This window comes from Bartonella sp. TS25HLJMH, assembly GCF_042193505.1.
GTDB classification, from domain to species: domain Bacteria; phylum Pseudomonadota; class Alphaproteobacteria; order Rhizobiales; family Rhizobiaceae; genus Bartonella; species Bartonella grahamii.
The window spans coordinates 43,559-56,973 of record NZ_JBHILV010000012.1 but is presented as its reverse complement, the minus strand read 5'-3'; the positions used below and the strand labels follow the sequence as shown (position 1 = coordinate 56,973).

Below are 13,415 nucleotides of genomic sequence, written 5' to 3'. Positions count from 1 at the left end.
CTTTATGAAGCGTAAAGATAGTGGTGCTCTGTAAATTGTATACTTCATAGGGGCTTTACCGTTATACCATTCACGGACACCACCATGAAATAGGATTGGGTGCCTTAAGAGATGTTTCTATAAGACAATGCTATCCTGTTTTCTCATGATCATAATCTTCAATCTAACAAAGATGAAACAAACAATAGGATTGCAAATATGATTTGGGGAGCTCATCTGAAAGATGAAAAATGATAAATTTTCCGCTATAAAAATTAAAGAAGCAACTATTCGTTGAACCATAACTTCTTTATTTTAAAATTTTTATATCACACTTTACTGTTGAGATGCATAACCGTTAAAATGAATGACCACGATCTGTAGAATTAAGCTTTGGCGAGAAAAACATTTCAGTATCTGCTTGTAAAACATTTTGACAATTTTTAGATTCCTTAACAGCTTGTCCTGAAAGAAAACACTTCTTTCCCCATTCTTCCCTTAATTTTGCATCTTTCTTAAAATCCTCTATGCTATAAGTTTTTTCACACCCCACAGCGAATAATAGAGCCATGCATAATAAAATAATTTTTTTCATTTTACCCCTCTTTAAATACCTTATCTGTTAACATCATCCCCCAAATGGATTTTAAATTTTCATACTGTACGAGAATACAGCCTTACTATCACTTGCTTGCTTTCAAAGTGGACACTCTGAGTAAAATAACGTAAAGAAGAGCTCACGACAGCCATCGTATGAGTTTGTCATAAAATATAATGAGAAGAAAAAAGCCCAAACTGAGTAAAATGACGAAATTAGAAGGCGCACTAATGTTTTTGTCCAACTGATTTCAATAGTGACATTGCGATAGGAACCGCGCCCCTCGCCCTATAGAAAGCCTATGAGCATTATAATACTTAAGTATCACGATCAATAGACTACAAAGCCATTACAAAAAAGTATGAGCTCTTTTCACCTATTTGTATGTTGATTATTGTTTCCCCCATCGAATGCTTAAATAAAAACGTCTTGTGCTATATAGAAAACAATCAACAATGCAAATCATTTTTACGAAGATTTCTTTGTGTAGAGTCTGTTTGAAATCCATCTTTTAGAAGTCTGAATTTAGAAGCAGATAATTATGAAAGCTTTTCAAGGAATGAAACCGATTGACCACTTTTAAAGAAGTAAAAAATGTGATCCAATCCTGAAGACAAAATTCTGATGAAAAAAACTTTTGCTATAAATTTTTTTAAGACATTGTGAAATATTCTATCCGTTATATCAAACGTTACACCATTTGGAGGTCTGTTTATTTTTTACTTTTATCAACTCCGCTCTAGAAATCCGTTTCTTGAGCGTTTTTTTATCGTCTCATTTTCTCCTTCAAACACAAATACTCAAAAATGCTTTGCCACCAACAATGAAATTTTCCTGCTTTTATAAAACACATAAGTAAAAATAGAAGAGCGCTTTTGAGAGCAAACCTACCTTGAAAAGAGAAGTATCATCCATTTACTTCATAAACAAAAATAATCTCACCATTTATTCAAATTTGCCCTATGATTTGGTACAATTTTATTGATAAAGCTTTCTCTATAAAGATTTTAGCAAATATGTCCGTTAAAACCAATCATGGACTAGCAAAGGGGTTGTAGGATCCATTATCTCGTCGCCATTTTAAAGGTTCAGTGAAATCACTTGACCAAAGACCAATCTTGTTGCCACGTGCTTTGTCTTCCGCATGATGATACTGGGCTGGAATAGGATCTTTTCCCTCTTTTGAGAGTACCAACATACCTTCTGTAAGACCTGCCTCAGCTAAATCAACCCCTTGAACAAAACATTGCGCATAATAAACACCATTGTGCATCAAAGCCTGTTTACAGGATAAATCCTGCCCAAGTGTTTTGGTGACAAGCCAAGCCGTTGTAACCGCACCACAGGGCCATTCTTGATCATTTAATCGTGCTTTTTGGCGTGGTGCGCACGTGTCTACACCATAAAGATGAATATCACGGGTGATATATGAGCGCCAAGATTGTGCAGCAGGCGTCAGTAATTTAAATGTAACCCCACTTGTAACAGAGGCCTTACCATGAAAAACAACAGCATTATTTGCAACATCGTTTGATGAAACACTCTTCTGCAAATCGAGAACTGGTTCATTTTTTTCTAATTGCTGTTTGGTGATAGATTTAACCAACTTTTTTTCTTCTCGATAAAAATTGAGAATATCTTGTATATCTTGCATCTCAAATGTTTTAAGAATACTGAAATCTATTTTATCTTTATACTGGCTTAATCCCCACACTATGGAACCCATAATGTAAATAATAACAATCAATTTAAATAGCATTTCCTAACACGCGCGCTCAAAAAATTCATTATTTTTCTATCCTTTCACATTATTTATCAGCAATCCCCTTGTTTTTAAAGAAAAAATTCAAATATCTATGTTTCATATTAACTACACTTTGTAAAGAATAATATTCCTTCTTTCATTGTTTTAATATTGTTGTCTTTACAAATAAGTACAACTTAAAATTGCCATTTTCATGTAACACAATCTCAATTTGAAAAGACTTCTGTCTCTTTACGAAGAAGAGCTTGAGAGTGAACAGATCCACTACCAAGGCTTTTAAAACAAAAAAAACGAGGAGAATTAAGATGTCATCAAATGACAGCACTCTCCAGTTTGTTAGAGGCAATGGAATGTCGACATATGAACAAATATTATTTGTTAAAGAGAGGTAAAATGACAGATAATAGATTACTAAACATCATTTTTATCGTGACCATGCTGCTTTTTACGGCAGTTTTTGTATCGGATCTTTCTTATGCTGCTGCTGATAGTGGAGGTGGTCTGGGAAATCTTGATGGTGTTTTAGGTAACATTGTCACAATGATGACGGGTCCAACGGCAAAGCTTATTGCAATTATATGTGTTGCTGCTGTAGGTATTGGCTGGATGTACGGCTTTATTGATTTACGCAAAGCAGCTTACTGTGTTCTTGGTATTGCTATTGTTTTCGGTGCCCCTACTCTTGTAAGTAAATTAGCGAGCACGGCATAAATGAACGAAGATACTCTTTTCCTTGCCTGTACACGACCAGCGATGTTTGCCGGTGTCACAATGGAAGCGATGGCGCTCAATGTCATGGCTACATCCGTTCTTTTTATTTTGACGAGTGGTTTTACCGTGATTGGTTTTGGTATTGGGATGCACTTTATTTTGCGTGAAGTGACAAAGCATGATCACAACCAATTTCGCGTATTATTTGCTTGGCTCAATACCCGAGGAAAACAAAAAAACCTCAACCGATGGGGAGGAGGTTCTACCTCCCCCTTGAGTCTTATCCGCACTTATAAGGAACTACGCTGAAGGAGCCAAGCCGGTGAAACAGATGTCAATAATGAAACGGGAAACTTTGCCTGAAGAATATATTCCCTATATACGCTATATCAACCAACATGTCGTTGCTTTAAATTCACGCTGTTTAATGGTTGTGATGGCTGTTGAGGGCGTAAATTTTGACACTGCGGATATTGATCAATTAAATTCTTTACACAACCAATTAAACACCCTTTTAAAAAATATCGCAGATGAACGGGTTGCTTTATATTCTCACATCATCCGCCGCCGTGAAACGATCTACCCAGAAGGTCATTTTCTTTCATCTTTTGCAACAGCATTAGATGAAAAATATAAAAAGAAAATGGTTTCGCAAGAACTGTATAGAAATGATCTGTTTATTTCACTGCTTTGGAATCCCGCAGTAGATAAAACAGAACAACTGGTTTCATTTTTTCAGCGCTTGAGTAAAGCGAAGAAAACACAATCTGAACCCGATGAAGAAGCTATTCGTAAACTCGAAGAGTTAAGTCAAGACCTTATGCAAGGTTTAGAAGAGTATGAAGTCCGTCTGCTATCAATCTATGAACATGAAGGTATTTTATTTTCTGAACAAAGTGAATTTCTCCACCAGCTGGTAGGGGGAAGACGTGAGCGTATTCCTCTCACATTTGGAACTATAGCTTCAACGATTTACTCGGATCGTGTTATTTTTGGCAAAGAAATTATCGAAATTCGCCATGAAAGTAATGAACGCTTTGTTGGCATGTTTGGATGGAAAGAATACCCTTCTAAAACACGCCCTGGTATGACCGATGGTTTGCTTACGGTACCATTTGAATTCATTTTAACACAATCCTTTGTCTTTAAAAGTAAGGCGGCCGCCAGTGCGATTATGAGCCGCAAGCAAAATCAAATGATCAATGCAGCTGACCGTGCTAGTTCACAAATTGATGCACTCGATGAAGCGCTAGATGATTTAGAATCAAATCGTTTTGTTTTGGGCGAGCATCACATTTCTTTAGCTGTTTTTGCTGATCATCCCAAAATATTGACTGAAAACTTATCAAAAGCGCGAGCCCATTTAACCAATGGGGGAGCCGTAATTGCCAGAGAAGATTTAGGATTGGAAGCAGCATGGTGGGCACAGCTTCCTGGAAACTTTAGCTATCGTGCGCGTTCAGGTGCCATTACCAGCAGAAACTTTGCCGCTTTATCACCCTTCCATTCTTTCCCTGTTGGCAAACTGAACGATAATGTTTGGGGAGCTGCTGTCGCATTGCTAAAAACACAGGCTGGTTCACCTTACTATTTTAATTTTCATTATGGCGATCTTGGAAACACGTTTGTTTGTGGTCCATCGGGATCTGGTAAAACAGTGATTGTTAATTTTCTTCTTGCACAATTACAAAAACACAATCCAACAATGGTTTTTTTTGACAAAGATCAAGGAGCAGAGATTTTTGTACGAGCTGGAGGAGGGAAATATAAACCTCTAAAAAATGGGCAGCCCACAGGGATTTCTCCATTAAAGGGCATGGAATACACTGAAAAAAATAAAATCTTTCTTCGTAATTGGATCTTAAAGTTGGTGACCGCTGAAGGGCAAATCGTAACAGAAGAAGAGCGACAAGATATCGCCAAAGCCATCGATTCTTTGGAAAACTTACCCCCAACACAACGCTCTCTTGGTGCACTTCAACTGTTTTTTGACAACACATCAAAAGAAGGTATTGCAATACGACTACAACGCTGGATTAGAGGCAATGATTTAGGGTGGGTTTTTGATAATGATCAAGATGATCTCAATTTAAATGCACAGTTCATTGGATATGACATGACCGATTTCTTAGACAATGAAGAAATTCGACGCCCCTTAATGATGTATCTCTTTCACCGCATTCTTGATTTGATTGATGGGCGGCGCATCATTATTGTCGTTGATGAATTCTGGAAAGCTTTAGAAGATGATTCATTCAAAGCTTTTGCGCAAGATCGGCTAAAAACAATCCGTAAACAAAATGGCATGATGCTCTTTGCAACACAAAGCCCTAAAGATGCTTTGAACTCAACAATCGCGCACACAATTATTGAGCAATGCCCCACCCAAATATTTTTTCCAAATCAAAAAGCAAATTACAATGATTATGTCGAAGCTTTCAAACTTACTGAGCGTGAATTTGAACTGATACAATCAGAATTAAGCAGAGAATCTCGCCGTTTTCTCGTCAAACAAGGACAAAGTTCCGTCGTTGCAGAACTTAACTTACGTGGAATGAATGATGAGATCGCCGTTTTAAGCGGCACAACAAAAAACATTGAACTCATGAATGAAATTATCAACGAATATGGAGCTGCCCCTGACAAATGGCTGCCCATATTTTATCAAAGGAGAAAAAATCAATGAAAAAATATGGCTTAGTTACACTGTTATCTTTTTCTTTTATTTCTCATGCAATATCACAAACGACACCCGATGCAGATGAATATTATAAACAAGCACTCGAGAACACACAAAAATTAGATGCTGCAAAATCAGAAACAGCTGAAAGCATATATAAAACTGCAACTGAAACTGCAAAAAAAATTAAAGCAATAAGTCATCAACTTGAACAACTTAAGTCACAAACAGATACAACAACAACAGAAGCTGTAAAAAAACCTAGCCTTGAAGAATTGCAGAAGCTTCAAGCTCTTCAACAAGAGCTTCAAGTAAAACTTTCTCTTCTTCAAGCCGATCTTCAAGTGGCTTCTTTAAAACTTCAGTCTCTTGATATGATTCAAGCAAGAGATACGAAAACAAAAGACGAAATGCGTGAAGAAAAGGAACAACAAAAGCATAAATATCTTGAGGCGCAATTAAAAGAAAAAGAAAAACAATTAAAAGAAAAACTTGAAAGTATGAATACAAATGTCAGACTTTAGTTTTTCTCCATTTGAAAGCATTTCTGGGTATATTTTATCCCCCCTCGATAATGTGATGGACTCAACGGTGAGTGGGTTATCTTCTGCTATTTCAGCGCCCTTAAATCTCGCCGCAATCATTTTTATCTTTCTTTATGGCTATAATGTTATGACAGGTCGCGTTGCGCTTTCCATGCATAGTCTTCTCAATAACGTTGTTAAAATCGTTGTTGTGACAACAATGGCAACGAATGCAGATACATTTAATACTTATGTCAAGGATATTTTCTTCAATGATTTATCCAACGCTATTGGAAATGCGCTTAACAGCAATCCTGCAAGCTCCAATGTTTTTGATTATATTTTGTTAAAGGCAAATGCTCGCTATCAAGAAGTTTTATACAATGCTTGGTTTTTTGAAAAGATCGTTGTGGGGCTTCTTGGTTCTATCATGCTTTTAGCCGTTATTCTTTTTTGTATAGGTGGCTTTATTGTCCAAATGTTTGCACAAGTTGCACTCGTACTAATTATAGGTCTTGGACCTCTATTCATTAGTTTGTATTTGTTCAATGCAACGCGAAAATACACCGATGCATGGATTACAACTTTGGTTAATTTTACCATTTTACAGGTTCTCGTGATCATGCTTGGAACAATTATATGTCAAGTTATCCTACAGGTTCTCAAAACTTCATATGAATCAATCTATGTTCTTTTTCCCCCTGTCATCGTCATTTCGCTCATAGGGGTTATTATCTTCCGTGCACTTCCCGGTATTGCAACAGCGCTGGCCTCTGGCGGACCATACTTTAACACAGGTGTCTCTTCAGGAACACAGGTTTTCACAATGCTTGCCAATGGTGCAAGAACAAGTGCTAATGCAGTAAAAAATGCCGCTTTACAAATCTCAGGTGCTGCCGGTAACGCTACTAAAGGTGTGGCAAGCGCGGCAGCAAAAGCAGGAAGATCTGGAGGTGGTCGTGGTCGGTTTTAAGATAAAGCACCTCTTTAAAAGAGTAAGAATTTTTGTTTTTGCCTTGCGTGCACCCTTTGGCGCACGCGCCATGATCCTGTTCCAGATAAGACCTAACATCTTGGGTCTTACAACAAAACCAATCAAATTCTTGCATCACATAGACTTGTAAAAGTGTCCAGAATAAAGGCTCTCATGCATTGTATTCCAAGATATTTGTGAGTTCAAAAAATGAAACGAAAAATAACTTTTGTTATGGTCCTAACAATAGCTCTTACTGGTTGCGCCTCTTTGAGTGGCCCCAAAAAACCACCACGCTGTAATGGCAAACATACACGTGCTTTAAATAAAGATAAGTGGAATTGGGACAATCAAAACGTTGTCTACCCAGAAAAGAGCCTAAAGCCTGTTACCACTCCCATCATTCTCAATACTTTGGAAAGTGAAAAAGCAACAGTCAATTCAGCCTTATTAAAGCCGGTTATTCATGAAGCACGATCTGATAAAACTGTGGAGGTTACGCGTGAAAAGTGATGCCCTTGAAGAATATATAAAAGAAGCGCGCTCATTTGACATTGATCGCATGCATAGCATGCGCGTTCGAATGAAAATTTCCATGGCTTTAACAGTGCTTTTTGGATTGATGACGATTGCACTGGCTTTAGCTGTCGCAGCTTTGACGCCTTTAAAAACGGTAGAGCCTTTTGTTATCCGCGTTGATAACTCAACAGGCATTATTGATACTGTAAGCGCCCTCAAAGAATCCCCTAACGACTATGATGAAGCGATAACGCGTTATTTTGCCAGCCAATATGTTCGTGCCCGTGAAGGTTTTCAAGCATCAGAAGCAGAAAACAATTTTCGTTTAGTTTCTCTTTTATCTTCTTCAAAAGAACAAAACCGTTTTGCAAAATGGTACGCGGGCAATAATCCAGAAAGTCCGCAAAATATTTATCATAACATGATTGCTACCGTCACAATCAAATCAATCTCTTTTATAAGCAAAGATCTTATCCAAGTTCGTTACTATAAAACGGTCAGAGACTTTAATGAAAAAGAAAATGTTTCCCATTGGATTTCAATCTTAAATTTTTCCTACGTGAACGCACACATTTCAACGTCTGATCGTCTCATCAACCCTCTTGGTTTTCAAGTATCAGAATATAGATCTGATCCAGAGGTGATAAAATGATCAGACTTTTAAAAACAATCTTTTTAATTTTTACGATCACTCTCAGCTTTCACACAGTCTTCTCACTTGCAGAAACAGCGCCTGTCAGTGCACGTAAAGATAACCGCATCAGATTTGTCAATTATGACCCCTACAATGTTGTACAAATCATTGGCTCCATTCGCTCTTCAGTTCAGCTGGAATTTGCCGATGATGAAGAAGTAACCTATGTAGGAATTGGAAATTCTGTTGCTTGGCAAGTTGCACCGGCTGGTCACTTTGTTTTTCTCAAACCGCGTGAAGTCCAACCTGTGACCAATTTACAAATTGTCACAAGCCGCCAAGATGGAATACAACGATCTTATCAATTCGAGCTGCAAATCCGTGAAGGGGATGTTTCAGCCGGTAATGAGACGTATTTCTTGGTAAAGTTTCGTTATCCAGAAGATGAAGCCTTGCGTAAGAAATTAGCCGAAGCAGAAAAAGCAAAACAACGTGAAGAAAACTTTGTCAATGATGTTTTAAATATCCATGAAGATTTTGGACCACGTAATTGGGCTTATGAAGCCCAAGGCTCATCCCTCATTGAACCTGCTTCTGTCTATGATAATGGGAAAACAACAACCTTTACCTTTTTAGGCAACATTGAAATCCCTGCCATTTACATTGTATCGCCTGATGGGCAAGAAGCGCTTATTCCCAAATCGATTAAAGGCAACAAGGTTATTGTTCATGCAACAGCTGCACAATTCACGCTACGGCGTGGGAATGAAGTATTGTGCATCTTTAATAAAAGGTTCGTACCAGAAGGAATTAACCCCGAAACAGGTACGACATCACCATCTGTACAACGTAAAGTGAACCTAGGAAGCAGCCATGAATAACACCGTGGATGAAAAAAGCATTAATGATCGCGATACAATTAAAAATGCTCAAGGAAAAAGTCAACAGAACAATATAGGGAAAGCTATTACTCTTATTGTTCTTTTCAGTGTCTGTCTTTACTTAGCCTATTCAACACTTGTTACAGAAAAAAAACAACCAATTGAATCTTCAAAAGAAGGAAAAGTTATAAAACAAACAGAGCTTTTTCGCCCTGCAAAGCCTACCCCTTACCCCCTTGAACAGCCTCGACGAAATAACGCTCTATTGCCAAAAGTCGAGCTACCAATACCAAACATCAATCAATTAAATTCTGATGACTCACTTCTGGAAGCAGCACAACGTGCTCCTGTATTAGCTTATGCAAATCCACAACAAAGCAAAATAGATTCACAAACAAATAATGGTGTTTTGCCTCACCAACTTGAAAGTAAACCTGATGAAACGACACAACGTTTTAATCATCTTCTCAAACCCACAGTGCTTGAAGGTATTCGTGCTTCAACCCTTGGCAATCGAAACTACATCATCGCGATGGGAACTTCTATCCCTTGTATTTTAGAAACAGCCATCAACAGTGATCAACAAGGTTTTGCCAGTTGTATTGTCTCCAGAGATATCTTATCAGACAATGGTCGTGTTGTCCTTCTCGATAAAGGTACCCAAATTGTTGGCGAATATCGCGCCGGATTGAAAAAAGGCCAAACACGTCTCTTTGTGCTATGGAATAGAGCAAAAACCCCTAATGGTATCATTATATCCTTAGCTTCACCTGCAACAGACAGTTTAGGGCGTTCTGGTATAGATGGAGATATTGATAACCATTGGTTAGAGAGGATTGGATCTGCGCTTCTTGTCTCCCTGATAAAAGATGTGACAAACTATGCCAATAAACGTTTAGCAAAAAAACAAGAAAAAGAAGAAACTGAAACACTCTCTTCAGGACAAAATATTGCAAATATTGTCGTCGAAAATTACGCTAATATTCCTCCAACATTATCCAAAAACCAAGGGGAAATGGTGAATATCTTTGTTGCTCGCGATTTAGATTTTTCCAGCGTTTATAAATTGAAAGTGATTGAAAATAAAAAACAAATTGTCAATCGGGCGATTTCAAGAAACTTTTATAAAAATTCTGCGATACCTTTAAAATGAACTCAAACTTACATACCATGAGCGATGAAACCATCGCGATTGTTCTCACAAAACTTGAACCCATCCGTGTTTTTTTGAAAGATGAAAGTCTTTTTGAAATTGTTATCAATCGTCCCTATCAAGTAATGACGGAAGGTATTGATGGATGGAAAACAATAGAGGCACCGGCTCTCTCTTTTAATGAGCTTATGGGGATTGCGAAAGTTGTCGCGTCCTATTCCAAGCAAAACATATCAGCCAAGAATCCAATATTATCGGCTACTCTGCCAGGTAATGAGCGCATTCAAGTTGTTATTCCGCCAGCTGTCGAAAAAAACACGATTAGTATGACAATTCGCAAACCATCATCGAAGAGTTTTTCTCTCGAGGAGCTAGCGAATAAAGGTCTTTTTTCGCTCTGTGAACAGATATCTTTCACGCCATTGAATGATTATCTTTCTCGTTTTAACGAACTCAAAATCATCGAGCATAACTTAGCTCATGCCTACTGCAATAAAGACTTTGTCTCCTTTTTAAATCAAGCTGTAAAATGCCAGAAAAATATTTTAATTGCAGGAAAAACTGGTTCAGGTAAAACAACATTATCAAAAGCATTAATCGCCAAAATCCCTCAAGAAGAGCGTATTATCACCATTGAAGATACACAAGAATTGGTGATACCGCACCCTAATCATGTCTCGATGTTCTATTCAAAAGATGGACAAGGCTTAGCCTCTGTTGGACCCAAAGAATTGCTTGAATCATCTTTACGGATGCGTCCTGATCGTATTCTTTTGCAAGAACTTCGAGATGGGACAGCCTTTTATTATATCCGCAATGTCAATTCAGGTCATCCAGGTTCCATTACAACGGTTCATGCCTCAACAGCCCTTGCTGCCTTTGAGCAAATGACCCTTTTGGTCAAAGAAAGTGACGGGGGAGGTGATTTAGAGCGTGATGATATTCGAGGACTGTTGATTTCAATGATTGATATCATCATCCAATGCAAACGGGTTGAAGGAAAATTTAAGGTCACAGAAATTTATTATGATCCCTTCAAACAACGAAACATCTTTGGAGGAGACTAAAAGAAGATCTCATCGGCTGCTAAAGGCTCTTTTAAAGCGACGATTGCACATAAAAGGAAAAATGCATGAAAACCAAAGCAACAGAAAACAGCGAAAATCTTTTATCGATGACAGTGGAAGAATTAAAACAACGCCGTGAAGCGGTTGAAGCAGCCATCAGCACCCATGCAATAGAGGGAATAGCGCTACATTCCAAAACGCTAAAAATTTTAGAAGAATATGCAAGGGGAAATATTTCACTCGAGGAATTTAATACTCTCATGGACAACGTAACATTATAAGGAAGCTACGATGCCAAAAGCAAAAGAAAAAACAAAAAATATCCAAACAGTTTCTCCCCATCATTATGTCTACCCGAACACCACAACACTCAAAAATAAATATGGAATAAAAGACTTTAAATCCTTTCTGGAGAAATGCTCGCATGATACAGCAAAAGCGATGGTTAATCTGCGTGAAGCCCCCCTACCAGAAAAATTTGATACTTCCTATCTATGCTCTATTCATTATCAGTTGTTTAAAAATACCTTTGAATGGGCTGGTCATCTTCGCCATCTTCCCTTTACATTTGAAGATGGTACCACAGCCGCTATGCCCGAAATGAAAAGAACAGGATGGGAAAATCCTTTTGCACTCGGTGATGAAATCCCTGAAGGTTTACAAAAATTAGATCAAACACTTGCCGAAAAAGATAATTTGCAAGGCTTAACGCGTGAGAAATTTAACTCTGAAGGAATAAGCTTATTTAACTTCCTTAATCAACTCCATCCTTTTAGAGAAGGCAACGGACGTACACAACGGATCTTTTTTGAAAAGCTCGCTCAAGCAGCAGGCCATCAGCTTGATTTTTCACTTGTTACAAAAGAACGTATGATGCTCGCCAGTGTTGCTGTAGCAGAAAATGGTGATCTAGAACCAATGCAACATCTATTTGAGGATATCTCTAATCCAGAAAAAATACTTCTTTTAAAAGAATTCATGAACAACATGAAAGAACTTGGGCGCAATGTTAATGATCGTCCCGTTATGGTTGCAAACGAAGGTAAAACTTACACAGGGATGTATAGAGGTGCTGGTCTTGAAGGCTTTGCGCTCAACGTCAAAGGTGCTTACATCATCGGCAATAAAGAGCATCTCACACCAGAACAACTCAAAACATTAAAACCCGGTGACAAATTTACCTTTACAGTCCCAAAAACAAAAGAGCTTGAAAGCATTCTCATCCCAGAAGAGAAATTAGCTCCTTTGGCGAAAAATGAAATGTCCGAAATGATTGCACAAGATGCCTGTGTCCACGCAAGCCTAAAACAGGTCAAAAAATTGGCAAAAATTGTTTATAGTAACGAAAAAATATTAGACAAACAGATGATAGAGATCATCAAAAATCCAAGCTTAGGCCAACAGCTCGCCAACCAAATTGAAAGAGCACCGCACTCTGTTTCTCATCTTGCAGGTTTCAGTTTATGTGGACTACAAAATCAAGCACGTGCAAACGCTAAAAATCATCTTGAGATGCTCTGTACTGCCGTTGCAAATTTCGCCCATGCTGTAAAACATGCGGAGAAGGAAATTACTCAAGAACATGCAACAGAACGAAATGATCGTGCAAAAATAGTAAAAATGCCAAGCAAAAGCTTACAAGAGCTCTTCACCTTGCCAAAAGAATTACAGCAAGAAGCTTTAGTAAAAAATCCTTTACTTCAAAAAGAGCTTACCGACTTTGTAAAAAACATTAATAGCCGTCTCTCACTAAGCGAACAGAGAGCGCTGAAGAACAATGATCATGAAACACTCGCGAAAAGTCTTGGTGTTTCAGAACACAAAGCACAGGAAATTGCCGAAATCACTAAGCAAGCCAAAGAAGTACACCAACAATTGCAATTGCGTACAGTCAGCCGCTCAAAAGTGCTCGCTATGGCTAGCTAAACACT

14 protein-coding genes are annotated in these 13,415 nt (G+C 38.0%); 12 read left to right on the top strand and 2 right to left on the bottom strand.

The window, feature by feature from the left end:
• Nucleotides 1-337: 337 nt before the first annotated feature.
• Together ACFINF_RS06565 and ACFINF_RS06560 are read right to left on the bottom strand one after the other, a co-directional pair.
• Nucleotides 338-574: an EexN family lipoprotein gene (locus ACFINF_RS06565; protein WP_375620176.1), complete on the bottom strand. Its 237-nt coding sequence runs from the start codon at nt 572-574 to the stop codon at nt 338-340.
• A 1,036-nt stretch (nt 575-1,610) separates the two neighbouring features.
• Nucleotides 1,611-2,336: a hypothetical protein gene (locus tag ACFINF_RS06560; RefSeq protein WP_375620175.1), complete on the bottom strand. Its 726-nt coding sequence runs from the start codon at nt 2,334-2,336 to the stop codon at nt 1,611-1,613.
• A 399-nt stretch (nt 2,337-2,735) separates the two neighbouring features.
• Between ACFINF_RS06560 and ACFINF_RS06555 the strand changes: the two genes are divergently transcribed.
• From ACFINF_RS06555 to ACFINF_RS06500, 12 genes are all read left to right on the top strand, one after another.
• Nucleotides 2,736-3,053 carry a TrbC/VirB2 family protein gene (locus tag ACFINF_RS06555; protein WP_375620174.1) on the top strand — a complete coding sequence of 106 codons (318 nt, stop codon included), beginning with the start codon at nt 2,736-2,738 and terminating at the stop codon, nt 3,051-3,053.
• Nucleotides 3,054-3,362: a type IV secretion system protein VirB3 gene (locus tag ACFINF_RS06550; protein ID WP_375620173.1), complete on the top strand. Its 309-nt coding sequence runs from the start codon at nt 3,054-3,056 to the stop codon at nt 3,360-3,362.
• Between the two features lie 22 nt (nt 3,363-3,384).
• The gene (locus tag ACFINF_RS06545) at nt 3,385-5,739 is read left to right on the top strand and encodes a VirB4 family type IV secretion/conjugal transfer ATPase (RefSeq protein WP_375620179.1); all 2,355 of its coding nucleotides are present in this window, start codon (nt 3,385-3,387) and stop codon (nt 5,737-5,739) included.
• Nucleotides 5,736-6,257 carry a type IV secretion system protein VirB5 gene (locus tag ACFINF_RS06540; protein WP_375620172.1) on the top strand — a complete coding sequence of 174 codons (522 nt, stop codon included), beginning with the start codon at nt 5,736-5,738 and terminating at the stop codon, nt 6,255-6,257. Before ACFINF_RS06545 ends, ACFINF_RS06540 begins: the two co-directional genes overlap by 4 nt.
• On the top strand, nt 6,244-7,230 hold the full coding sequence (locus ACFINF_RS06535) for a type IV secretion system protein (RefSeq protein WP_375620171.1): 987 nt from the start codon (nt 6,244-6,246) through the stop codon (nt 7,228-7,230). Before ACFINF_RS06540 ends, ACFINF_RS06535 begins: the two co-directional genes overlap by 14 nt.
• 210 nt (nt 7,231-7,440) lie before the next feature.
• Nucleotides 7,441-7,743: a type IV secretion system protein VirB7 gene (locus tag ACFINF_RS06530; RefSeq protein WP_375620170.1), complete on the top strand. Its 303-nt coding sequence runs from the start codon at nt 7,441-7,443 to the stop codon at nt 7,741-7,743.
• Nucleotides 7,697-8,401, top strand: a complete 705-nt coding sequence (locus ACFINF_RS06525) for a virB8 family protein (protein WP_375620169.1) — start codon at nt 7,697-7,699, stop codon at nt 8,399-8,401. The genes ACFINF_RS06530 and ACFINF_RS06525 overlap by 47 nt, the downstream gene beginning before the upstream one ends.
• The gene (virB9, locus tag ACFINF_RS06520; protein ID WP_375620168.1) at nt 8,398-9,264 is read left to right on the top strand and encodes a P-type conjugative transfer protein VirB9; all 867 of its coding nucleotides are present in this window, start codon (nt 8,398-8,400) and stop codon (nt 9,262-9,264) included. The genes ACFINF_RS06525 and virB9 overlap by 4 nt, the downstream gene beginning before the upstream one ends.
• On the top strand, nt 9,257-10,417 hold the full coding sequence (gene virB10 / locus ACFINF_RS06515) for a type IV secretion system protein VirB10 (RefSeq protein WP_375620167.1): 1,161 nt from the start codon (nt 9,257-9,259) through the stop codon (nt 10,415-10,417). Before virB9 ends, virB10 begins: the two co-directional genes overlap by 8 nt.
• On the top strand, nt 10,414-11,484 hold the full coding sequence (gene virB11 / locus ACFINF_RS06510; protein ID WP_375620166.1) for a P-type DNA transfer ATPase VirB11: 1,071 nt from the start codon (nt 10,414-10,416) through the stop codon (nt 11,482-11,484). The genes virB10 and virB11 overlap by 4 nt, the downstream gene beginning before the upstream one ends.
• A gap of 65 nt (nt 11,485-11,549) precedes the next feature.
• Complete coding sequence (locus ACFINF_RS06505) at nt 11,550-11,765, top strand: antitoxin VbhA family protein (protein ID WP_375620165.1); 216 nt, start codon at nt 11,550-11,552, stop codon at nt 11,763-11,765.
• A gap of 10 nt (nt 11,766-11,775) precedes the next feature.
• Nucleotides 11,776-13,410 carry a BID domain-containing T4SS effector gene (locus ACFINF_RS06500; RefSeq protein WP_375620164.1) on the top strand — a complete coding sequence of 545 codons (1,635 nt, stop codon included), beginning with the start codon at nt 11,776-11,778 and terminating at the stop codon, nt 13,408-13,410.
• Nucleotides 13,411-13,415 lie beyond the last annotated feature (5 nt).

What these genes read in the sequence shown, in the direction of transcription:
- ACFINF_RS06505 (WP_375620165.1), top strand. Translation starts at nt 11,550, where the DNA reads ATGAAAACCAAAGCAACAGAAAACAGCGAAAATCTTTTATCGATGACA.
- ACFINF_RS06550 (WP_375620173.1), top strand. Translation starts at nt 3,054, where the DNA reads ATGAACGAAGATACTCTTTTCCTTGCCTGTACACGACCAGCGATGTTT.
- ACFINF_RS06525 (WP_375620169.1), top strand. Translation starts at nt 7,697, where the DNA reads ATGAAGCACGATCTGATAAAACTGTGGAGGTTACGCGTGAAAAGTGAT.
- virB9 (WP_375620168.1), top strand. Translation starts at nt 8,398, where the DNA reads ATGATCAGACTTTTAAAAACAATCTTTTTAATTTTTACGATCACTCTC.
- virB11 (WP_375620166.1), top strand. Translation starts at nt 10,414, where the DNA reads ATGAACTCAAACTTACATACCATGAGCGATGAAACCATCGCGATTGTT.
- ACFINF_RS06530 (WP_375620170.1), top strand. Translation starts at nt 7,441, where the DNA reads ATGAAACGAAAAATAACTTTTGTTATGGTCCTAACAATAGCTCTTACT.
- ACFINF_RS06500 (WP_375620164.1), top strand. Translation starts at nt 11,776, where the DNA reads ATGCCAAAAGCAAAAGAAAAAACAAAAAATATCCAAACAGTTTCTCCC.
- ACFINF_RS06535 (WP_375620171.1), top strand. Translation starts at nt 6,244, where the DNA reads ATGTCAGACTTTAGTTTTTCTCCATTTGAAAGCATTTCTGGGTATATT.
- ACFINF_RS06545 (WP_375620179.1), top strand. Translation starts at nt 3,385, where the DNA reads ATGTCAATAATGAAACGGGAAACTTTGCCTGAAGAATATATTCCCTAT.
- ACFINF_RS06555 (WP_375620174.1), top strand. Translation starts at nt 2,736, where the DNA reads ATGACAGATAATAGATTACTAAACATCATTTTTATCGTGACCATGCTG.
- ACFINF_RS06560 (WP_375620175.1), bottom strand. Translation starts at nt 2,336, where the DNA reads ATGCTATTTAAATTGATTGTTATTATTTACATTATGGGTTCCATAGTG.
- virB10 (WP_375620167.1), top strand. Translation starts at nt 9,257, where the DNA reads ATGAATAACACCGTGGATGAAAAAAGCATTAATGATCGCGATACAATT.
- ACFINF_RS06565 (WP_375620176.1), bottom strand. Translation starts at nt 574, where the DNA reads ATGAAAAAAATTATTTTATTATGCATGGCTCTATTATTCGCTGTGGGG.
- ACFINF_RS06540 (WP_375620172.1), top strand. Translation starts at nt 5,736, where the DNA reads ATGAAAAAATATGGCTTAGTTACACTGTTATCTTTTTCTTTTATTTCT.